Annotated in this window: 15 protein-coding genes; 5 read left to right on the plus strand and 10 right to left on the minus strand. The window is 65.6% G+C overall.

Annotated elements, in window-relative coordinates; translation table 11 throughout:
* Positions 1–4: 4 nt before the first annotated feature.
* The 9 genes from GGR36_RS19795 to dnaE all read right to left on the minus strand — a co-directional run bounded on the left by GGR36_RS19795 (position 5) and on the right by dnaE (position 13,784).
* Positions 5–1,072: a calcium:cation antiporter gene (locus tag GGR36_RS19795; protein WP_183637545.1), complete on the minus strand. Its 1,068-nt coding sequence runs from the start codon at positions 1,070–1,072 to the stop codon at positions 5–7.
* Positions 1,073–1,146: 74 nt separating this feature from the next.
* Positions 1,147–1,611, minus strand: coding sequence for a tRNA (cytidine(34)-2'-O)-methyltransferase (locus GGR36_RS19800; protein ID WP_183637548.1), 465 nt, complete (start codon positions 1,609–1,611; stop codon positions 1,147–1,149).
* A 3-nt stretch (positions 1,612–1,614) separates the two neighbouring features.
* Complete coding sequence (locus tag GGR36_RS19805; RefSeq protein ID WP_183637551.1) at positions 1,615–2,091, minus strand: WbuC family cupin fold metalloprotein; 477 nt, start codon at positions 2,089–2,091, stop codon at positions 1,615–1,617.
* 61 nt (positions 2,092–2,152) lie between these two features.
* A complete protein-coding gene (locus GGR36_RS19810) occupies positions 2,153–2,815 on the minus strand; it encodes a hypothetical protein (protein WP_183637554.1) in 663 nt (220 codons plus the stop codon).
* Positions 2,816–2,915: 100 nt separating this feature from the next.
* On the minus strand, positions 2,916–4,265 hold the full coding sequence (locus tag GGR36_RS19815; RefSeq protein ID WP_207064547.1) for an HD domain-containing protein: 1,350 nt from the start codon (positions 4,263–4,265) through the stop codon (positions 2,916–2,918).
* Positions 4,258–5,661 carry an efflux transporter outer membrane subunit gene (locus tag GGR36_RS19820; RefSeq protein ID WP_183637557.1) on the minus strand — a complete coding sequence of 468 codons (1,404 nt, stop codon included), beginning with the start codon at positions 5,659–5,661 and terminating at the stop codon, positions 4,258–4,260. The genes GGR36_RS19815 and GGR36_RS19820 overlap by 8 nt, the downstream gene beginning before the upstream one ends.
* The gene (locus GGR36_RS19825) at positions 5,654–8,797 is read right to left on the minus strand and encodes an efflux RND transporter permease subunit (protein ID WP_183637560.1); all 3,144 of its coding nucleotides are present in this window, start codon (positions 8,795–8,797) and stop codon (positions 5,654–5,656) included. Before GGR36_RS19825 ends, GGR36_RS19820 begins: the two co-directional genes overlap by 8 nt.
* 12 nt (positions 8,798–8,809) lie before the next feature.
* The gene (locus GGR36_RS19830) at positions 8,810–9,940 is read right to left on the minus strand and encodes an efflux RND transporter periplasmic adaptor subunit (RefSeq protein ID WP_221229639.1); all 1,131 of its coding nucleotides are present in this window, start codon (positions 9,938–9,940) and stop codon (positions 8,810–8,812) included.
* Between the two features lie 337 nt (positions 9,941–10,277).
* Positions 10,278–13,784, minus strand: a complete 3,507-nt coding sequence (dnaE, locus tag GGR36_RS19835) for a DNA polymerase III subunit alpha (protein ID WP_183637566.1) — start codon at positions 13,782–13,784, stop codon at positions 10,278–10,280.
* 139 nt (positions 13,785–13,923) lie between these two features.
* On the opposite strand from dnaE, the gene GGR36_RS19840 reads away from it, so the two are divergent.
* The 3 genes from GGR36_RS19840 to GGR36_RS19850 are packed head-to-tail and all read left to right on the plus strand — an operon-like array spanning position 13,924 to position 16,315.
* Positions 13,924–14,385: a hypothetical protein gene (locus GGR36_RS19840; RefSeq protein ID WP_183637570.1), complete on the plus strand. Its 462-nt coding sequence runs from the start codon at positions 13,924–13,926 to the stop codon at positions 14,383–14,385.
* A complete protein-coding gene (locus GGR36_RS19845; protein WP_183637573.1) occupies positions 14,382–15,131 on the plus strand; it encodes a hypothetical protein in 750 nt (249 codons plus the stop codon). Before GGR36_RS19840 ends, GGR36_RS19845 begins: the two co-directional genes overlap by 4 nt.
* Positions 15,132–15,154: 23 nt before the next feature.
* Positions 15,155–16,315: an alpha/beta hydrolase gene (locus tag GGR36_RS19850; protein WP_183637576.1), complete on the plus strand. Its 1,161-nt coding sequence runs from the start codon at positions 15,155–15,157 to the stop codon at positions 16,313–16,315.
* Positions 16,316–16,319: 4 nt separating this feature from the next.
* Here the strand turns inward: GGR36_RS19850 and GGR36_RS19855 are convergent, their stop codons facing one another.
* The gene (locus GGR36_RS19855) at positions 16,320–16,841 is read right to left on the minus strand and encodes a YbjN domain-containing protein (RefSeq protein ID WP_183637579.1); all 522 of its coding nucleotides are present in this window, start codon (positions 16,839–16,841) and stop codon (positions 16,320–16,322) included.
* Positions 16,842–16,992: 151 nt separating this feature from the next.
* Here GGR36_RS19855 and GGR36_RS19860 point away from each other — a divergent pair, with 151 nt between their 5' ends.
* Both GGR36_RS19860 and GGR36_RS19865 read left to right on the plus strand, forming a co-directional pair.
* On the plus strand, positions 16,993–17,415 hold the full coding sequence (locus GGR36_RS19860; protein WP_183637582.1) for a hypothetical protein: 423 nt from the start codon (positions 16,993–16,995) through the stop codon (positions 17,413–17,415).
* A gap of 9 nt (positions 17,416–17,424) precedes the next feature.
* Positions 17,425–20,484, plus strand: a complete 3,060-nt coding sequence (locus GGR36_RS19865; protein ID WP_183637585.1) for a CHAT domain-containing protein — start codon at positions 17,425–17,427, stop codon at positions 20,482–20,484.
* Positions 20,485–20,516: the final 32 nt, after the last annotated feature.

Genomic DNA, 20,516 nt, shown 5'->3' on the forward strand with positions numbered 1-20,516 from the left:
CTGATCAGGGCACCAGCGAGAGGAACAGGAAGGCCGCGAAGATCACCAGATGCACCGCGCCCTGCATCAGGTTCGTGCGGCCGGTGCCCAGCGTGATCGTGCTGACCAGGCAGGCCAGCGTGAGCAGCACCAGGTCTTTCGGGTCGAGCCCCAGTACCAGCGGCAGGTGGAACCACACCGCCGCGAGCACGACCACCGGAATCGTCAGCCCGATGCTGGCGAGCGCCGAGCCCAGCGCGAGGTTCATGCTGGTCTGCAGCCGGTTGGACATCGCCGCCCTGAGTGCGGCGGTGGTCTCCGGCAGCAGCACCAGCATCGCGATGGCGATGCCGATCACCGATTGCGGCGCGCCGGCAGCCTCGACCGCAGCCTCGATCCGCGGCGACAACACCTTCGCCAGCCCGACCACCGCCACCAGCGACACGAGCAAAAGCGCGAAACTGCCCCAGGCGGCCGCGTTGCTGGGCGGCGCCGCATGGACGTCGGCGTCGTCGGCGTGTTCAGGGGGCAGGAAATAGTCGCGATGCCGCACGGTCTGCACGAACACGAATACCGCCCAGAGCACCAGCGAAGCGACGGCGATGAAGAGCAGTTGCGAGGTCGAGTACAGCGCGAACGGCGCCGAGGTGGTGAAATCCGGCAACACCAGCACCATCGCGGCCATCGTCACCAAGGCGGCAAGTGCCGGACCGGCACCTTCGGTGCGGAAGGACTGTTCGTGATGCCGCAGCGCGCCCGCCAGCAGGCAAGCGCCAACCACGCCCGAGCAGATGATCATCACCGTCGCATACACCGAATCGCGCGCCAGCGTGGCCTTCTCCGGCCCGCCCGCGAGCATCATCGAGACGATCAGCGCGACCTCGATCACCGTGATCGCCAACGCCAGCACGAGCGTGCCGAAGGGCTCGCCAACGCGGTGGGCCACCACTTCCGCATGGTGCACCGCGGCCACCACAACCGCCATCAGCGCTGCCGCGCAGGCCAGGGTGAGCACGCCGCCGAGCGGCAACTGGAAGGCGGCAGCGAGGAGTGCCACCGCCAGAACGGGAACAAGCGTGGGCCAGTGACGCATGACAGCAGTCCTTTCAGATACAGATCGCCTCGGGGGTCATTGTGCCTGCGGGCTGCGCAAGCCGCCCACGCAGATCAGATGCCTGCCGCGAATCCGTGTTGCCGCCAGGCTTCGTACGCGACCAGCGCTACGGTATTCGAGAGATTGATGCTGCGGTTGCCCGGCAACATCGGGACGCGCAGGCAGTGTTCGGCTTCGAACTCATCGCGGATCGCCTGCGGCAGGCCGGCCGTCTCGCAGCCGAACACCAGCACGTCATCCGGCGTGTAGCGCACGGTGTCGTAGCGCACCGTGCCGCGCGAGGTCAGGGCAAAGAAGCGCTTGCCCGCAAGCGCTGCGCGACAGGCCGCCCAGTCTTTGTGCACGGTGACGTGTGCGAGGTCGTGATAGTCCAGCCCCGCCCGCTTGAGCTGTTTGTCGGACAAGTCAAAACCCAGCGGTTCGACCAGATGCAGCCGCGCCCCCACATTGGCGCTGAGACGGATCGCGTTACCGGTGTTGGGCGGAATCTCGGGATGAACGAGGACGATGTCAAGCATGGGTCAGTCCAGTTGGTTGCGCAGCGCCGCGATGTAATCGGCAACGCCCGCTTCACCCTCGGCCGGCGCCCAGGGCGCAAAGTCTTCCGGCGAAAACGGGACGTAGGGCCCGCCCTTCACCTCTATGAAAACGGTGCCCGGCTCCAGCGCCACGATGCTGTGCCACACGCCAAGCGGCACATGGATGCCGAAGGTATCGCCCCCCGCCCACGCCCGCGTTGCCTGGCGCACAGCGCCGTCGGCGTCGAATTCGAACAGCCCGAGGCTACCGCGCACGACCAGCAGTGTTTCTTCCTTGCCTGCATCCAGATGCCGATGCGGCCGCACGTAGCTGTCCGGCTCCATCGCATTGAAGAAACGCTGCGCCGGTTCGTCGGTGGAGGCGTGGAGGTTGAGGTTCTTGCGCCGGCGCGGCGTGGTGCGCGCGGCATCAATGGCCGGGGCAAGCAGATCAGTGTCGAGCAGTAGCGCGCGCGTCATGATGCATTCCTGAAAAGACAACGGGCGCCCGCAGGCGCCCGCATGTGGGCCGGCCAAAGGCTCAGAAGCCAACCGTGATGCCGATATTCGCCACCGGGTAGTACTGGAAGCGCTTCAACTCGTCGGACAGCTTGGCCTGTTCTGCCGCCGTATCCTGCTGCAGTTGCGTACAGGCCGGCGTGCCGACGATGGCGGAGCCACAGGTCGCATTCAGCGAGGTCTTGGGCGAGCCCTGGAACATCACACCCAGGTCGAAGTAGAAATTGACGCCGGTGGTGGCGACGTTGCCATAGCCAATGCCGAGGTAAGGCGCAGCCTTGTTGCCCACGGTCACTTCACCGGCGACCGAACCGACCGCAGAGGCGGGGTAGACGTGGCCGTTGAGCGTATAGCTACCACCCGTCGGGGTGCCGGTCACGTCGATCTTGTTGTTGTTGAAGATGAAACCGCCGGTGATGCGGAACGGGCCAAGCGGGCTCCAGTCCAGCAGTGCACTTGCATTCGACAGCTTGAGCTTGCCGTCATACTTGACGTCGGTCTGCTCGATGCTGTTGCTGTAGTTCAGGTAGGAGTAGCCCACGCGCGCCAGCAAGGTTGGCGCCACGCTGAAACCGATGTCGCCGCCGATGCCGTTGGTACCGGCGCGGACACCGACGCCGACCGCCTGAGCCTGGGTGGCCGCTGCGACGCCAACGGCCAGCAGCGCGATCCGGATTGCCTTCATTGTTGTATCTCCCACAGTGTGAAGCGCGATTATCCGCGCGCAAGGCGCATGGCGCAAAGCGTCAGCGGCCAGACGTCGCGCGACTGCAACGCGGGCGCTTTTACAGCGCGCGCGCCAGTTCTTCGAGCCGCCGCGCGAGGCGCGCGATCTGCGCCCAGTCGTGGCTGACGATGTCCTGAGCATGCGCAAGCCCGTTGCGCAGGTTCTCCAGATCGCGGATCAGGCGCTGGCTTTCGGCCTTGGAATTGCCGCGGATCACGGCGCGTGGCGTGTCGTCAATCGAGAGCGCAATGCGCAGCTTGTCCGACAGTTGCAGACAATCGAGCAGTGCAGCGGGGCGCCCCGCCTCGGCCCGCATCGCCTGCATCGCGCGGGCTTTCTCGAGCCGCGCAGGGCCGATCAGCGCCGACCAGTCGAGAGACTGCCCACGCGAACGAATGCCTTCGGTGACCATCAGTTCGAGTCCGGTGATGATGCCGAACAGCCACATCCGTACTTCCGGGCCCTGCATCTGCCGCCGGCCGACAAAGCTGGTGACCTGATCGTGTTCGAGGATGAAGACATGGTCGTGGCGGGTCAGGGCGAGCACGACTTCTGACAGTGTAGCGTCAGCAGCGAGTTGCTGCGACGGCGCGAAGGCTTGCATCCCATCCCCGAATGTTCCGGTTGCCGCCGGGTCCGGTCGCACATAGCCGCGCACGACGCCGCGCTCGCGCACGCCAAGAATCTCGGGCGCCCCGGCGGGGTCAGCCGTCGCGACAGCCGTGCCTGTGTCGAACGAAAGCAAGGGTTCCGCGATATCCGCAGCCGTGAAGAATCGCGCGAACATGGCCAGCGTGCGGTGCGCGCGTGGCAGCGCGAGGAGTTCGGTCGCAGCCGGATCCTTATCGGGCTCCGGCAAACCCGCGCCTCCCACCCGTGTTCGCCACTTCTCGAGGGTCTTGCGTGCGCGCTGCATCAGCTTCGGATCCGCCTCGGTGAGCACGTCCAGCAGATCCGACATTTCACTCAGGAAGAGCCGCCCGAAGCCGGCATCGTGCTTGCAGATGTCCTGACAATTGTCGATCAGATCCGCCAGCTTCACCGTCTGCGCCCGTGCCGGTGCGCGCGCCAGATGGGCACGGTCGATCGCCTTGCGCGCGGCGCGGTTGCCGTCCTGCGACCGCGACACATCGGTCAGCGCATCCACCAGTTCGCGTACCGCGGGACCGAAGGTTCGGCCGATCTCTTCGATGGTCACCGGCGTATCTTCGACCACATCATGCAGCCAGGCCGCGGCCTGCATGGCGGGGTCGTCGGTCACCGATGCGACGATTTCGGCGACCCGCCGCAGGTGTTCCGAATACGGTTGCCCGGTGTACTTGCGCAGCTGACCGACCTGCTGATGCGCAAGCGTGGCAAACGCTTGCGCGGCATCGACCAGGGCCGCGCCATCGAGGACATCAGCCACCCTTGGCGATCCTCTGATCCATCCAGGCACCGCCCAGCGCACGGTAGAGATCAACCGACGCCCCCAGCACGGCGCCTTGTGTGGCGATGCGGTTGAGGTCTGCGGAGAACAGCGCACGGTCGGCGTCGATGACTTCGAGATAACTGGTATAGCCATTCTCGTACCGCAAATGGGCCAGTTCCGAGTAGCGCGTCAGCGACTGCACCTGACGCACCGATGCCGCGAGCTGCTCGCGCAGCTTCACCCGCGACACCAGCGCATCGTCGACCTCGCGGAAGGCGTTCTGCACCGTCTTCTGGTACTGCGCGACGACCGCTTCGCGCGTGGCTTTTGCGCTGTCGACGCCGGCGCCGATACGCCCGGCATCGAAGATCGGCTGCGTCAGACCCGCAACGCCGTTCCACACGGTGGTGCCGCTCTCGAACAGCGAAGACAGATCGTTGCTTGCGGCGCCGAAGAGCCCGGTCAGGCTGATGCGCGGGAACCACGCCAGCCTTGCCGCGTCCACCCTCGCGTCAGCCGCGGCGAGCTGGGCCTCGGCCGAACGCAAATCCGGGCGACGCGCCAGCAGTTGCGACGGCAGCCCTGCGGGAACCTCCGGGTCGCTCAGATCGCCGAGCGCCTTGCCACGTGCGATCGGCCCCGGGTTGCGGCCGAGCAGCACCGACAGCGCATTCTCGCCGCGCGCAATCGCCGCTTCGATCTGCGGCACCGCGGCCACCGCCTGCTCGTATTCCGAGCGCACCTGCGACAGTTCGACCTCGGACACCACGCCGCCGTCGAATCGCAGCTGGAACAGGTCGAGACTCTGCTTGCGCAGCGCGAGCGTGCGCTTGGAAATGTCGAGCTGGCCATCGAGTTGCAGCAGCGTGAAGTAGCCCTGCGCCACCGAAGACGCGAGCGATAGCCACACACCGCGCTGCACTTCGCGCTGTGCGAGCAGGTCAGCGCGTGCGGCGTCCGTGGCACGGCTCAGCCTGCCCCACAGATCAATCTCCCAGGAGAGATTCACGCCGACACTGAAGACGTTGCTGGTGTGGATCGGATAGTCACCGCGCTGTCCGCGCCCCGCCTGAGCGCCGACTCCGACTTGGGGAAAGCGATCCGCACTGGTGGCCGTGACGCGTGCCCGGTAGTTCTCGACGTTGGCCGCGGCGATGCGCACATCCGGGTTCGCCTTGAAGGCCTGCTCGACCAGATCGTTGAGCACCGGGTCCGCGTAGGCGAGCCAGAAGTCCTTCGCGAGCACGCTCTCGGCGTCGCCGTCCGGCGCTTGCGTGCGCCAGTTCTCGCTCGCTGCCACCGGCGCCTTGGTTTCGCTGTGGATCAGTGCGCAGCCGCCCAGCAACGACGCGAGGGCGACGCTGATCACGGAGCACTGGAAGGTCTTAGTCATGATGCGCCTCCCCCGACTCGGCCTTCTTGCCAATGAGCTTCTCGGCCAGCGATTGAACCATCACGAAGAACAGCGGCACGAAGAACAGCGCCAGCGAGGTCGCACCGATCATGCCGCCGATCAGTCCGGTGCCGATCGAATGCCGCGAATTGGCACCCGCGCCGGTCGCGATCGCCAGCGGCACCGCGCCAGCGATGAAGGCCAAGGACGTCATCACGATCGGTCGCAATCGCAATCGCGCCGCCTCTACCGCCGCTTCGACGATCGGCAGCCCCTCCTGCCGCTTGAGCACCGCGAACTCCACGATCAGGATCGCGTTCTTCGCCGCCAGGCCCACCAAGGTGACGAGGCCAACCTGGAAGTAGATATCGTTTTCCAGACCCCGCAGGAAGATCGCCACCAGCGCACCGAAAATGCCGAAGGGCACGGCGGTGATCACCGAGAACGGCAGGCCCCAGGACTCGTACTGCGCCGCGAGGATCAGGAACACCATGATGATGCCGAAGGCGAACACGATCGCGGTGGTGCCGCCCGCCTGCTTCTCCTCGTAGGCAAGGCCAGACCAGGCAAACGAGAAACCGTCCGGCAAGGTTTCCGCCGCCACCTCCTCCATCGCCTGGATCGCCTGCCCCGAGCTGTAGCCCGCTGCGGCGTTGCCAGTGACCTTGGCGGCCGAGAAGCCGTTGAAGCGGCTGATCAGCTCAGCGCCGGTGGTGAAGTGGGTTGTGGTGACCGCCGAGAGTGGCAGCATCTTGCCGCCAGACTGCCGCACATAGATGTTCTGCAGGTCGGCCGGCGATTCGCGGTACTTCGGCTCGGCCTGCAAGATCACCTGGAACACGCGCGAGAAGGCGTTGTACTGGCTCACGTAGAGCGAACCAAACAGGGTCTGCATCGCGGCATACACGTCCTGCACCGGCACGCCAAGTGTCTCTGCGCGATTGCGATCCACGTCGACCTTCAGCTGGCGAGACGCCGCGTTGACCAGCGTGGTCATGTCCGCCAGTTCAGGCCGCTTCTTCGCCGCCGCCACAAACGCCTTGGTCACCCGGTCGACTTCCGCATAGTCCGCACCGCCCTTGCTCTGGATCCAGAACTCGAAGCCGCCCGAACTGCCCAGCCCTGGAATCGGCGGTGGCATCAAGGGCACCACCACGCCATCCTGGATCGAAGCACTGGCCTTACGCACCTGATACACCGCCGCTTTGGCCGACGCACGCAGCCCGCCGCCGCGCTCCTCGAAAGGCTTCATCTCGACGAAGACGATGCCTGCGCTCGACTTCATCTGGTTATCGATCATGCTGAAGCCGGGAATCGACGAGGTATTGCGCACCATTGGCAGCTTCGCGAAATCCTCAGCCACCCGCTCGGTGGTCTTTTGCGTGCGGTCCAGACTTGCCGCGTCGGGCAGGATCGTCGCGGCGAGCACGTAGCCCTGGTCTTCCATCGGCACGAAAGAGCCCGGGATGTGCTTGAAGAGCCCGAGAATCGCCACGACCATCACGCCAAACACCAGCATCGCCAGCGCCACCCGCTTGATCGTGAGCTGCACGCCGGCGGCGTAGCTGGCCGTCATGCGCTCGAAAACGCGGTTGAACCAGCGGAAGAAGCGGTTCGGTTCGCCGTGTTGGGGCTTCAGCATCAGGGCCGCCATCGCCGGCGTGAGCGTGAGCGCCACAAAGCCCGAGAGCGCCACCGAGATCACGATGGTGATGGCGAACTGCTTGTACAGCAGCCCGGTGGTGCCGCTGATGAAGGCGACAGGGATGAACACGGCCGAGAGCACCAGCACGATCGCGATCACCGGCCCGGTCACTTCGTCCATCGCCTTGAAGGCGGCGTCGCGCGGCGAAAGCTTGAACTCGTGCATGTTGCGTTCGACGTTCTCGATCACGACGATCGCGTCATCCACCACGATACCGATCGCGAGCACCAGGCCGAACAGCGTCAGCATGTTGATCGAGAAACCCAGCAGCGTCATGCCGACGAAGGTGCCGACCAGCGACACCACCACCGCGATCGTCGGGATCACCGTTGCGCGGAAATTCTGCAGGAACAGGTACACCACCAGCACTACCAGCACCACCGCCTCGAAGAGCGTGTGCACCACTTCGTTGATCGAGTCCTGCACGAAGGTGGTGGTATCGAGCGAGACAAGGTAGTCCATCCCTTCAGGGAAAGTCTTCTTCATCTCGGCCATCGTCGCGCGCACGTTCTTCGCCACATCCAGTGCGTTGGAGCCGGCCTGCTGATACACCGCAATCAGGGTGGTCGGCTTGCCGTTCATCGTGGCGCGGACAAGGTAATCCTTCTGCCCCACTTCAGCGCGACCGACATCACCCAGACGCACGATCGCCGCGCCCTTGGCATCTGTGCGCAGGATGATGCGTTCGAACTGGGTCGGGTCGGCGAAGCGTCCGCCGGCCACCACCGGGAAGGTCAGTTCGACCGGGCGATCCGTCGGTGAAGCGCCAACGCGGCCGATACCGAACTGCTGGTTCTGCGCCGACACGGCGCGCTGGATGTCGGTCGGCGTGATGCCCAGCGCCGCCATGCGATCGGGCTTGAGCCAGATGCGCATCGCCAGGTCCGGCACGCCCATGATCGAGGCCTGGTTGGCGCCCGGCACACGCTTGATCGCATCGAGCACATACACGTTCGCATAGTTCGCAATCGTCTTGTCGTCGAAACGGCCATCCGGCGAATACAGGCCCAGCAGCATCAGGAAGCTGTTGGAGCGCTTCGCGACGCTGACACCGGCTTTCTGCACGATGTCGGGCAGCTGCGTCATCGCCAGGCTGATGCGGTTCTGCACCTGTACCTGCGCGATGTCCGGGTCGGTACCAACCTTGAAGTACACCGTCAGCGAGTACTGACCCGCAGCCGAACTGGTCGACTGCATGTACATCATGTTGTCGACGCCGTTGATCTGCGCTTCGAGCGGCGCGGCCACCGAGTCTTCGATGGTCTTCGCGTCTGCACCCGGGTAGGCGGTGGAGATCGTGACCTGCACCGGCGAGATGTCGGGGTATTGCGCAATCGGCAGCGAATACATCGCCGCGAGGCCCGCGATCGTGAGCACGATCGAGAGCACCGAGGCGAGAATCGGCCGCCGGATGCAAAGGTGGGAGATCATCGTGTGGCTCCCTTACTTTGCAGCAGGCTGCGACTGGTCTGCGGGCGGTGCCGTCAGCAGCGCATCGGGTGTTACCCGATAGGCCTCGAGCGTCTTCACCACCTTGACCGGCACATCCGGCCGCAGTTTCATGCCGCCGTCGACCACCAGGTTGTCGCCGCCTTTGAGGCCCTGCGACACCACCCAGTTCTCGCCCTGCATCGAGGCAAGCTGCAGCGGCCTGACCTGTGCCTTGCCCTGCGCATCCACCACGAAGGCCAGATTGCCCTGAGCGGTCTGCAGCACCGCGCGCTGCGGCACAACGATGCCGTTGAGGCGATAGGCGCCATGCAGGCGCACCCGCACGAACTGGCCCGGACGCAGTGCGCCCTTCGCGTTCGGCAATTCCGCGCGCGCCAGGAAGGTGCCCGTCTCCTGGCTGAACGAGGCGTCGGTGAAGGTCAGGCGGCCGGTTTCATCGAAGCGCGAGCCATCGGCGAGCACTACCTCGACGCGGTAATCGCCTTCCTTCGGCGCACGCACGACCCCCTTCTTCACCATCTCGCCAAACTGCAGCGCCTGGTTCTCGGAGATGCTGAAGTTCACCCGCATCGGCGAGAGCGCCGCCACGTAGGTCAGCAGACTGTTCTGCGGATCGAGGTAGGTGCCTTCGGCCACCTTGGCAAAACTGGCCAACCCACTCACTGGGGAGCGGATCGAGGTGTAGGAGAGATTCAGCTCGGCGGTGATCACACTCGCCTTGGCAGCCTCGACACCAGCGGCCGCCGCGCGATAGTTACCGATTGCATCGTCACGATCCTTCTGGCTCACCGCGTTCTTTTCGGCCAGCGGTTCGATGCGCTTGCGGTTGGCCTCGGCGGTGACCAGACGCGCCTCCTCCTGCGCCAACTGGGCCTTTGCCACCTGCAGCTGCGCCTCGAAGGGCTTGCGATCGAGCTGGAACAGCGGCTGCCCTTCCTTGACCATCGCCCCTTCGCGATATTCCCGCTTCTCGAGGAAGCCGCTGACCCGCGCGCGGATCTCGACCTGCCGTGAGCTTTCGGTCTGGCCGACGAATTCCGGCACGATCGGCACGTCCTGCACCGTCACCGGCTGCACCGTCACCTCCGGCGGCTCGTTACCCAAAGCGGGAGGTTTTCCCATACCGCAGGCAGAAAGCAACACTGCCGTGCAAAGCACGGCAGTGACAGGGGCAAATTCGGCGAAATCCAAACGGGCGCGGCTGGGTGCCCGCAGACGGGCAATGGACGGCAGTGACATCGTGACTCCTCATTTCACGCTGTCGGAGCCCGGCCCGATACGGCCAAGCACGGCTCCGTTTTCTCGAAGAAGGGGCAAAACCTGGGCCGCCTGTCTGTGCGACCGAAAACATCGCATGACGTGCTGTCATCGAAACCTGCCAGCACAGCCGCCCTACACGCTAATCCACCATTAGCGACAATTGCAACCCGAAGATCGCGGGATCGCGCCGCCGCTCCCCTCAGTTGTAGATAATCTCGACCGCTTCGGGACTCAGCCAGTCGCGCAGGTTTTCGAGCAGCGGTTCTTCCAGGCGGACTTTCCAGCCCTGGCCAAAGGGCAGATCGGCCTCGGCCGCCGCGTTACGGTAGCGCAGTCGGATCGGGCAACCGGCCACGCCCTCGCCCTGCGCGCGGTACTGCGCCAGCAGGGTTTCGAGACGCTCCGCGGCGGCGCGCGGGCCACCACTGCTGGCCACTTCGCCATTGATCGCGAGCTTGAGCGTGCGGGCGAAACGCGCGCGCGCCTCACCCAGCGTCATCAACTTGTCGGCGATGATGCGCAGGCCGCCGGTGAAGTCATCGTGGCTGACCTTGGCTTCGACGATCAGCACTTCGTCCTGCACGATGCGGCCCTTGTTGGCCTCCAGCACTTCGGCAAACACCGACACTTCAAGCTGCGCGGTGCCGTCATCAAGCTGCACGAAGCACATCTTGCCGCGGTTGCCGATCTTGATGCGCTGGCCGGACACCACACCGGCAAATACCTGCGGCTCCTTCTGCGGCTCCAGCCGCGCCAGCGGTTTGCGGATGAAGCGCGCGACTTCGGCCTTGAAGGCGTTGTAGGGGTGGCCGGAGAGGAAGAAGCCGATCGCGGTCTTCTCCTCCATCAACTGTTCGCGCTCCTTCCAGGGGCGCGCCTCGACATACTGGATCGCCTGCGATTCGGCGTGCTCCGGCGCGTCGAACAGCCCCACCTGGGCGGCGTTCGCGGCGGCCTGCTCGGCGGCTTCCATGGCGATGCCGACCGACGCGATCAGGCGCGCACGGTGGGTATCCAGGGTATCGAAAGCGCCGGCACGGATCAGCGCTTCGACCACGCGACGATTCACCGCACGGCGGTCCACCCGCTTGCAGAAGTCGAACAGATCCTTGAACGGACCACCCTCTTTGCGTGCCGCGAGGATCGCGTTCACCGCCGGCTCACCGACGCCCTTCACGCCCCCTAGACCGTAGCGGATCGTTTTCGCGTCGGTCGGCTCGAAACGGTAGTTCGAGGCATTCACGTCGGGCGGCAGCACCTTGATGCCGTTGGCCACGGTGTCTTCGAAGAAGATCTTCACCGTGTCGGTGTTGTCCATATCCGCCGACATGGTGGCGGCCATGAAGGCCGCGCAGTGATGGGCCTTGAGCCAAGCGGTGTGATAGGTGACGACTGCATACGCGGCGGTGTGCGACTTGTTGAAGCCGTACTCCGCGAACTTGGTCATCAGGTCGAACAGGCGCTCGGCCAGTTCCGGGTCGTAGCCCTGTTTCTTGGCCCCTTCCGCAATCGTCGTGCGGTGCTTGGCCATTTCCTCGGGCTTCTTCTTGCCCATCGCCCGGCGCAGCATGTCCGCACCACCGAGGGTGTATCCCCCGATGATCTGCGAGATCTGCATCACCTGTTCCTGATACACGATCACGCCGTAAGTCGGCGACAGACAGCCTTCAAGCGCCGGGTGGTAATAGTCGATCGCCTGCTGGCCCTTTTTCCGCAGGATGAAGTCGTCCACCATGCCGGAGCCGAGCGGGCCCGGGCGATAGAGCGCCAACACAGCGATGATGTCTTCGAAACGGTCCGGCCCGAGCTTCTTCAGAAGCTTCTTCATGCCGTCCGATTCCACCTGGAAGATCGCGGTGGTGTTCGCGTCTTTCAGGATCTGGTAGGCCGCCGGGTCGCCGAAACCCAGCGACATCAGGTCGACCTTTTCGCCGGTCAGGCGCTCGACGTATTCGAGCGCGAGCTTGATGATGGTGAGGTTGCGCAGGCCGAGGAAGTCGAACTTCACCAGGCCCACCTGCTCGACGTCGTCCTTGTCGTACTGCGACACCGGCGAGGCGTCTTCGCCATCGGCGATATACAGCGGACAGAAGTCGGTCAGCTTGCCCGGCGCGATCAGCACGCCCCCGGCGTGCATGCCGACACCGCGCGTCATGCCTTCGAGCGGCAGCGCCAGCTCCCACAGCTCGCGGATGGATTCGCCGTCACCCGGGTCGTCCATCATCTCCTTGATCGAAGGCTCCTGCTCCAGCGCTTCTTCGAGCGAGACCGGCTTGTTCTGCACCACCGGGATCGCCTTCGACAGCCGGTCGCACAGGCCGTAGGGCAGATCGAGCACGCGGCCGACGTCCCGCACCACCGCCTTCGAGGCCATGGTGCCGAAGGTGGCAATCTGGCTCACCGCATCCTTGCCGTAGCGCTCGCGCACATACTCGATCACGCGCCAGCGGTTGTCCTGGCAGAAGTCGATGTCGAAGTCGGGCATCGACACCCGCTCGGGGTTGAGGAAGCGTTCGAACAGCAGCGCGTAGGCGGTCGGATCAATGTCGGTGATCTTCAGCGAATACGCGACCAGCGAGCCGGCACCGGAACCCCGCCCCGGCCCCACCGGCACGCCGTTGTTCTTGCCCCACTGGATGAAGTCCGCAACGATCAGGAAGTAACCGGGGAAGCCCATCTGGATGATGGTGTCGGTCTCGAACTTGAGCCGCGCCTCGTAGCGCGGTCGCTCGCGTTCGCGTTCTTCCGGATGGGGATACAGCTCGATCAGGCGCTCTTCGAGACCCTTCTTCGCTTCGGCGACGAGGAAGTCGTCCAGCGTCATGCCTTCGGGCGTCGGGAACTGCGGCAGGAAGTTCTTGCCCAGCGTGATCGTCAGCGAACAGCGGCGCGCGATCTCGACCGAGTTGGTGAGCGCCTCCGGCAGATCCGCAAACAGCTCGGCCATCTCGGCCTGCGTCTTGAAATACTGTTCCTCGGTGAAATTCTTGGGCCGGCGGGTGTCGGCCAGCACATAGCCCTGCGCGATGCACACGCGGGCCTCGTGCGCCTTGAAGTCATCGCGCTTGAGGAACTGGATCGGGTGCGTTGCGACCACTGGCAAGTCCAGCTCGGCGGCCAGCGCGACCGCCTGCCGGATGTAGCTCTCGGTGCCGGGGTGGCCGGCACGCTGCACCTCGACGTAGAAGCTGTCCGGGAACAGCCGCGACCAGTCGCCCAGCAGGCGGCGGGCCGACTCGGTGTTGCCGGCGGCAATCGCGGCCCCCACATCACCCAGCATTGCGCCGGAGAGGCAGATCAGGCCCGATGCGGCGCCGTTCTCGAACCATTCCTTGCGCATCTCGGCGCGGCCGCGGTGCTGGTTGTCGAGAAAGGACTTGGTCACGAGCTCGCACAACTGGCCGTAGCCCGCGCGGTGCTTGCAGATGAGCATCACGCGGAAGGGTTTTTCGCGATCCGCGTCGTTGGTGATCCAGGCGTCCACTGCCGCCACCGGCTTGATGCCGGCGCCGCGACAGCCCTTGTAGTGCTTGACCATGCCGAAGAGGTTGGCAAGGTCAGAAATGCCCAGGGCCGGCATGCCATCGGCCGCGGCGGCCTTGATGGCGTCGTCGATGCGCACGATACCGTCCTCGATCGAGAACTCGGTATGCATGCGCAGATGAACAAAGGCGGGCTGGTGCGGGGCGGGTGCGGCAGAAGTCATCCGGCGATTTTACCTGTGCCGGCGAATCAATCCTTCACATTCCGGCGACCGCGCTGGTGCTGCCGCTCGCGCCGGCCTTACGTTACATTCTCGGCTTCGCCCCAGCCCGCGCACTGCCGCGTAACGAGAGGATCCCGACATGACGACCGCCACGGCGCGCCGCCAGACTGTGTGCAGCCTGCTCCTGACCATTGCCCTCGCCCTGGCTGCCGGAAACGCCTGCGCGCTGGACCTGATCACCGCCGAGGAAGCTGCGCGCCCGAAGGCCGACATTCCGAAGATGCGCGGCATCACCCGTGGCCCCAGCGTGACCCAGGAGGCACCGGCGCCGGACGCGGCCTCACTGGTGACACCGCTGACGCTGAAGATCGCGTTCAAGGCGCGCGGTGGCGCAAAGATCGATCCGAAGACGGTGGAAATGACCTACCTCAGCACGCCACCGGTCGACCTGCTGCCGCGCGCCCGCGCCGGCGTCAGCGCCAGCGGCATCGCGCTGACCGACGTGCGCATGCCGCCCGGCACCCATCCGATACGGCTGCGCGTATCGGACAGCGAAGGGCGCGAAACCGAAACCTTCCTGAAGCTGGACATCGCCAAATGAAGTGCCCCTACTGCGTCAGCGAGATTGACGCCGCTGCGCTGGCCTGCCCGCACTGCACGCGCGACCTGTACCTCTTCAAACCGCTGCTGAGCCGCATCGAGGCGCTGGAACAGGAAGTCGCCGAGCAGAAGGCCCGGCTCGACGGGGTGCCGGCCGCGTCGGCCGAGCCGCAAAAAGACGGCGCCGAAGCCGCGGTCTCGCGGCGCTGGTGGCCGTGGGTCGCGCCCTTGCTGCTGCTGCTGCTCGCCCACTTCACGATCACCATCGCGCTCGACCTGCCGACGTTGTGGTTGCGCGTTGCCTCGCTCTTCATACCCCTGCCCTTCGGCTTCTTCGCGCTCTCCGGCAGCCAGCGCAGCTTCGGTCGGGTCTTGATCGGCGGGGCCGCAATGGCATTGCTGTCGGTATTGCTGATGAGCGCGGCCATCGCACTGATCGACCACACCCCGGTGCTGCCGTCGAATGCGCGCGAGTGGCAGGAATTCCTGCAGTACGCCACCAGCATCACGATGAGTTTCGCGACCGGCATGATCCTTGGCCGCCAGCGCGGCGAACTCCAGCGCGGCGAGTTGCGCAAGCATGCAGTGCTGGTGCGCGCGGTGCGAGCCCTGAACGATGGCGCGCTCGACCCGGAACGCCTGCACCACAAGATCGAGTCGCTGCAGAAGCTGATCGCCGCCGCCATGGCGACCGGCACGACCTTCGCGTCGATCGCCACCGGACTCAAGGATGTCGTCGGTGGCTGAGCCCCCCCCGGATTGACCCGACCATGATGCTTCATGCCCTCCCCCGCCGCCTGATCCAGACGTTTGCGCTCGCCGGCGCCGCGCTGCTCGCCGCCTGCACGACGACACCGCCCGCACCGCCCCCCGAAGCAGAAGCGCCGGTGATGCGCGGCAAGGAGCCCAACTACAAGCGCGTCACGGTGCATTTCGGCACCAACCGTGCGGAAGGCGACGGCAGCGATCCCGCGCGCGCCTTCGGCACGCAATTCTCAAGTCAGGTGAGTTACGGCAGCGCCGAAGTCAGCATCCCGCGCGACCACCGCATGGGCGAACTCGAAGGCCCCAACCCCTGGCTGCTCGAATTCCGCCAGGACCCGGAAAAGCATGTCGTGCTGATGTCGGTCAGCAAGATGGATCGCCAGCACTTCCTCGACGAGATCTCCGCCGAAGTCAACGACGCAGGCTCTCGCCATGCACTGGTGTTCGTGCACGGCTACAACACCGGTTTCGCCGACGCGGCCCGGCGCACCGCGCAGATCAGCTACGACATCGGCTTCCTCGGCGTGCCGTTGTTCTACAGCTGGCCGTCGCAGGATTCCTTGCTCGGCTACGCACAGGACGAAGACGCGGTCGCACGAAGCCAACCCTTGATGCGCGAGTTCTTCCGCGACCTCGCCGAACGGCTGGACGTCAACACGATCTACGTCATTGCGCACAGCATGGGCACCCGCGCCACTGCCGGCGCGCTGGCCGACCTGTTCACCGAACGCCCGGACCTGCGCGATCGCTTCCGCCAGATCATGCTGATGGCGCCGGACATCGACGCCAAGGTCTTCCGCACGCAGATCGCGCCGGCACTGGTGCAACCCGATTCACGGGTGACGCTGTACGCCTCGTCCAACGACCTCGCGCTCAAGGCCTCGCGCACGGTGCATCAGGCCGGGCGGCTGGGCGACGCGTCGCCGCTGATCGTGCTGCCGGGCATGGATTCGATTGACGCCAGCGATGTGGCCACCGACCTGCTCGGCCACTCGTACTACGCCGACGGCGACTCGGTGGTGGCCGACATCATCGAAGTGATCTCTGATAAAGGCCCGCCGGACAACCGCACCTGGCTGGAAGCCCTGCGCGGCGACCACGGGCGCTTCTTCCGCTTCAAACCGCTCTCGGCAGTCTTGCCGCAGTCGCGCGCCGCAACGCCTTGAGTGCTCAGCCGATCACATCCTCGGTATCGAACTCGGTGACGCCGCCACGTGCGACATTGATGAAGCGGCGGATCGTCGTCACCAGCTGGTAGGCAGGCAGGCCGCGTTCGAAGATCAGGTTGTAGTCGGCGTAGAGCACGTCCTCGTCGACCACCGAAAAGCGCACCAGGATCAGGCCCGCGTTCAGCCGGTTCGCAAGCACCAGGCGCGCGGCGGGGTCGCTGCGTTCGCGAAAGCGGAAGATCGTGCGCAAGGCGATCAGCTTGCGCGCTTCATCCACCATCACCCGCACCCGGCCACTCTCGGTCTCCACGACCAGCGAGTCGTCGTCGAGCTCGAAAGCCAGCAGCACGCGGCGGAACAGCGCCATCAACCCGCTCACCGTCACCTGTTCCTCAAGCAGGAAGTCTCCGTCCGCAGCCCACGGGGAACCCGGCATTTGCAGCGACGGTGCGAGCACGGTCGGCGGATCGGACTCCGCGGCGGACGTGAGCTGATTCTTGAAACGTGACAGAAACTTGATCATGACGCATCTCCGTGGCGGGTTCATGCAACGCAAACCGCGCTGCACAGCCTGAGACGAGTGCGACGCCCGGTTGTCAGGCACTACCCCTCACCTGACAAAACCGCGCGCCACGCGTCTCACGCCTCATCGCTCCGATTCATGAGGTCAAGTCATGCAGATCCCGCGCTTCAGCGCCGACCAGTGGCAGCAGGCGCTCGCCAGCCAACGCCTTCTTTTCCGCGTCGCCCAGGGCGGCGAGGTACTCGCGCAAGGCCTCCTGAGCGACGCAGCGCAGCTCGACACCCGCATCTACGTCGCGGATCTCGACGCACAAACGCCCGCCCACTTCGGGGGCGAGTTGCTGCGCTTCCTGGAATCCGGGCAGCGTGCGGCCACCTTCCGCTGCCAGGCCTGTTGCACCATCGAGAAATTCGGGCAGGCCATCCAGTTCTACGCTGATTACGCCGTGCGCTTCGAGTGGCAGCCATTGCCGGATGGAGCCAGCGATGCTTCGCGACCGAACGCGATCAGGCGGCTCTGCGCATGGTTGTCGCGGCGGCGCAGGGGCGGCGATACTCCCTCCGTCACGCCTTGACCCGTCACCATGCATTCCTGCCACCTGCTCCGAGCCCTCTGCGCCTGCGCACTTGCGCTGGCGCAGGCCGCAATCGCCGCGGACGCCTTGCCGCACATTCCGCTCGCGTCGGCCACGCAGGCACAGGGCGATTTGCCGCGGTTGCTGCGCGACGCGCTGACCGATTACGAAGCCGTGCTGCCGGATGCACATTCGATGCGCTGGCTCGAAGCCAATGCGAAGAACGAGATCATCACGCGCCACTGGAGCGAGCGGACACGCCGCTTCGAAGAAGCCTGCGCAGCTCAGCGTGAAGCCTGCTCCCCGTTGATCGCCGCGCAGATCAAGTCGATGGACCGCGGACTGCGCGAAGCCGGTGATGCGGCCTATTCGCTGGTTGGTGCTGCCACGGTGAGTGCCATCTCGGATCTGTGCACTCAGACCCCGCCCGACACCGCCTTTGGCGCATGCGGACTCTCGCAGCGAGCCCACCACGCGGCTGCACTGTGGGCGCAGCTCGGGCGCGATGCGCCCTTCGTTTACTACTTCAACCGATACCAGAACCAACGCACTCAATATCTCGGCTGGTTGCAAAGCCGGGGGGAACAGCCTTCGGCGTCAACGCTCGCCGATCTGCCCGAGCTGCCCGCATGGATGTCGGCACGCCACTTCGAGGCCACCTCGGAACTGGACGGCGCCCGCACCGGCTGGCTCAGCGCGATCTTCACGGCGTTGCAGACGCCCGACGCGCCCTTTCCGCTGGTCGCCGCGAGCCATATGTCGCGTTTGTCGTGGCGACTGGACGATGGCGACGCCGCCCGCGCATGGGACACGATGATCGCCGCGCAGCCAGCGCAAACCAGTTGCCCCGCCCGCAGCGAACAACTGCGCATCGACATCGGACGCCAGCGTGTCGAGGGCGGAAACGCCAGCGACACGAACAAACGCCTGCGCGCGCTGATTGCGGACAGTTGCCCCTATACGCAAGCATTGTTCGAATACGCCAGCGATAGCCTGCAAGCGCCGGCACCGGGCGAGACAGCGCTGGCCGCGCTGCGCCAGACACTCACGCTTGGCATTGCAAGCTGCGAAGCGACCGGCCTTTGCCTGCGCTCCCGTCTTGAGCAGCTGCGCCAACTGCTGACCCTCACCGGCAAGGACCTGACCAGGATCGCCGCCATCGGCAGCGCGCAGCAGCGACGCTTCGACCATCCCGAAGACACGATGCTGGAAGCGGATCTGCAGATGGCATGGGCGACAGCCATGGCTCAGATACGCGTGCCGACGCTCAAGTCACAAGGCTTCGCGCTGCTCCGCAGCCTGCAGCAGACCTTGCTGGTGAGCGCGGGTGCAAATCGCCAGGCATCGGTCTCAACGCAGGCCAACTACAACCGCTTCGACGCCCTGCACCGTACCGTCGCCCGCGTATCGACCGAGCTGGGCATCGCGCTACCGATCGCGCAGGTCGAGGGCCTGCGCGCCCAGACGCTGCTGCGCCGCCTGCGGCTGGAGAGCCTCGCAAGCCAGCTCGCCGACGTTCACGACGCGCAAGCCGATGCGGAGCATGCGGCGCAGCTTGCGCAGGCGGAGCAATGCCGCGCCAATCTGGCATCCGTCAGCCGGCCGGCGCAGGGCGACTGGCGTTTCAGCTTGCAGCAACAGGCCATGCCCTTGTGCGAACAACTGGTGTCGCTGGCCGATCTGCGCCGACTCGAGACCCTCGCAACACGCAAGCTCTACGGCAACGACAAGGAAAAGGCCTGGCTCGGCTCACTCGGCATCGGCGCGCTCAACACGCTCGACACCAGCACGCAAAACGCATTCCTGAAGACTGAGACCGACTCGCTCGGCGCCGACGAAGCCTACCTGAGCTGGCTGCAAGTTCCCGGCGGCTACGTCGCCAGCCTCGCGTCAACCAGGACCGATGCCGCGAACGGCCCGACCCGGCACAGCCTGCGCAGCCGCTACATCGCGCTCAGCGCCGCCCAGGAGGCAAGCATTGCGCTGTATCGCGAGCTCTTGATGGCGGGCAGCACAGCAAGCCGCGGCGCGCGCCGGGCAGACGCGCAGCCCGATTCGGGCGATGGCCTGCGCCTCAAGGGCATGCCGGTCTGGCGCATGGCAGACGGCAGCTACGCAGTGCAAGCGATAGCGCCGCAAGGAGGCATTCGCGTGCAATCGATCAGGGAGATCGGCGAAGCGCTGTATGCGGTGTTGCTGGCGCCGATGCAGGCCGAATGGGGTGGCGGGAAACGCCTGACGATCAGCCCCGATGGCCCGCTCGCCTTCCTGCCCTTCGAAACCCTGTGGGCTGGTGACCGGCAGGTGCTCGAGATGATCGACGTCGCCTATGTGCAATCGCTTGCGGTGCATGCAGAACTGAGCCGCCGCGCGGCGCAATCGCGCGCCGCCCAGCCCGCCTTGCTGTCGGTTGCCGACCCCGACTACGCGCGCCCGGTGGGCGATGAAGGCGCCCTGCCGGACTGGATGGCCGCGCTGCGCTGGAATCCACTGCCGGGCACGCGACGCGAAGCCGACGCACTGGCGCCGCTGTTCAGCACATCGAGCACATTGCGCGGCAGCGATGCCTCGCGCAAGCGCTTCCTCGGCCTGGATGCGAAGGGCGAGATCCGCGACTTCCGCGTGCTGCACTTCGCCACGCACGGCTTCGCCGACGACCAGCGCAGCGCACTGGTGCTATCCACCCGGCAAGGCATGCAGCAGGCCTACCTGCTCGACAGTGACATCGCAACGCTGCGGCTGAGGTCCGATCTGGTGCTGCTCTCAGCCTGCGACACCGGGCTCGGCCGCAGCCAGTCCGGCGAGGGTGTGATGGGCCTGCCCTACGCCTTCATGCTGGCTGGAAACACCAACACCGTGATGTCGCTATGGCCAGTGGATGACGCCGGCGCCGCGCTGTTCATGCCCACGTTCATGAAGCATGCGCGTGAGGGGCTGGACCTCGTCGCCGCACTCAACGCGACCAAGCGTGAATTCGCTGCCGGCACACACGGCCAGCGCAATCGCGACCCGCGCATCTGGGCCGCCTTCGTACAGTACGGCGTGCCGGTGTCGCTCGGCCAGCCTTGAAGGCAGTCGGCGTGCCTGATCGCGCGCCGCCC

It is taken from the genome of Niveibacterium umoris (assembly GCF_014197015.1).
Taxonomy (GTDB): domain Bacteria; phylum Pseudomonadota; class Gammaproteobacteria; order Burkholderiales; family Rhodocyclaceae; genus Niveibacterium; species Niveibacterium umoris.

Bases quoted from the DNA above. Each gene is read 5' to 3' on its own strand.
- GGR36_RS19795 (WP_183637545.1), bottom strand. From the start codon at position 1,072: ATGCGTCACTGGCCCACGCTTGTTCCCGTTCTGGCGGTGGCACTCCTC.
- dnaE (WP_183637566.1), bottom strand. From the start codon at position 13,784: ATGACTTCTGCCGCACCCGCCCCGCACCAGCCCGCCTTTGTTCATCTG.
- GGR36_RS19810 (WP_183637554.1), bottom strand. From the start codon at position 2,815: ATGAAGGCAATCCGGATCGCGCTGCTGGCCGTTGGCGTCGCAGCGGCC.
- GGR36_RS19850 (WP_183637576.1), top strand. From the start codon at position 15,155: ATGATGCTTCATGCCCTCCCCCGCCGCCTGATCCAGACGTTTGCGCTC.
- GGR36_RS19865 (WP_183637585.1), top strand. From the start codon at position 17,425: ATGCATTCCTGCCACCTGCTCCGAGCCCTCTGCGCCTGCGCACTTGCG.
- GGR36_RS19805 (WP_183637551.1), bottom strand. From the start codon at position 2,091: ATGACGCGCGCGCTACTGCTCGACACTGATCTGCTTGCCCCGGCCATT.
- GGR36_RS19820 (WP_183637557.1), bottom strand. From the start codon at position 5,661: ATGACTAAGACCTTCCAGTGCTCCGTGATCAGCGTCGCCCTCGCGTCG.
- GGR36_RS19860 (WP_183637582.1), top strand. From the start codon at position 16,993: ATGCAGATCCCGCGCTTCAGCGCCGACCAGTGGCAGCAGGCGCTCGCC.
- GGR36_RS19825 (WP_183637560.1), bottom strand. From the start codon at position 8,797: ATGATCTCCCACCTTTGCATCCGGCGGCCGATTCTCGCCTCGGTGCTC.
- GGR36_RS19855 (WP_183637579.1), bottom strand. From the start codon at position 16,841: ATGATCAAGTTTCTGTCACGTTTCAAGAATCAGCTCACGTCCGCCGCG.
- GGR36_RS19845 (WP_183637573.1), top strand. From the start codon at position 14,382: ATGAAGTGCCCCTACTGCGTCAGCGAGATTGACGCCGCTGCGCTGGCC.
- GGR36_RS19830 (WP_221229639.1), bottom strand. From the start codon at position 9,940: ATGGGAAAACCTCCCGCTTTGGGTAACGAGCCGCCGGAGGTGACGGTG.
- GGR36_RS19800 (WP_183637548.1), bottom strand. From the start codon at position 1,611: ATGCTTGACATCGTCCTCGTTCATCCCGAGATTCCGCCCAACACCGGT.
- GGR36_RS19840 (WP_183637570.1), top strand. From the start codon at position 13,924: ATGACGACCGCCACGGCGCGCCGCCAGACTGTGTGCAGCCTGCTCCTG.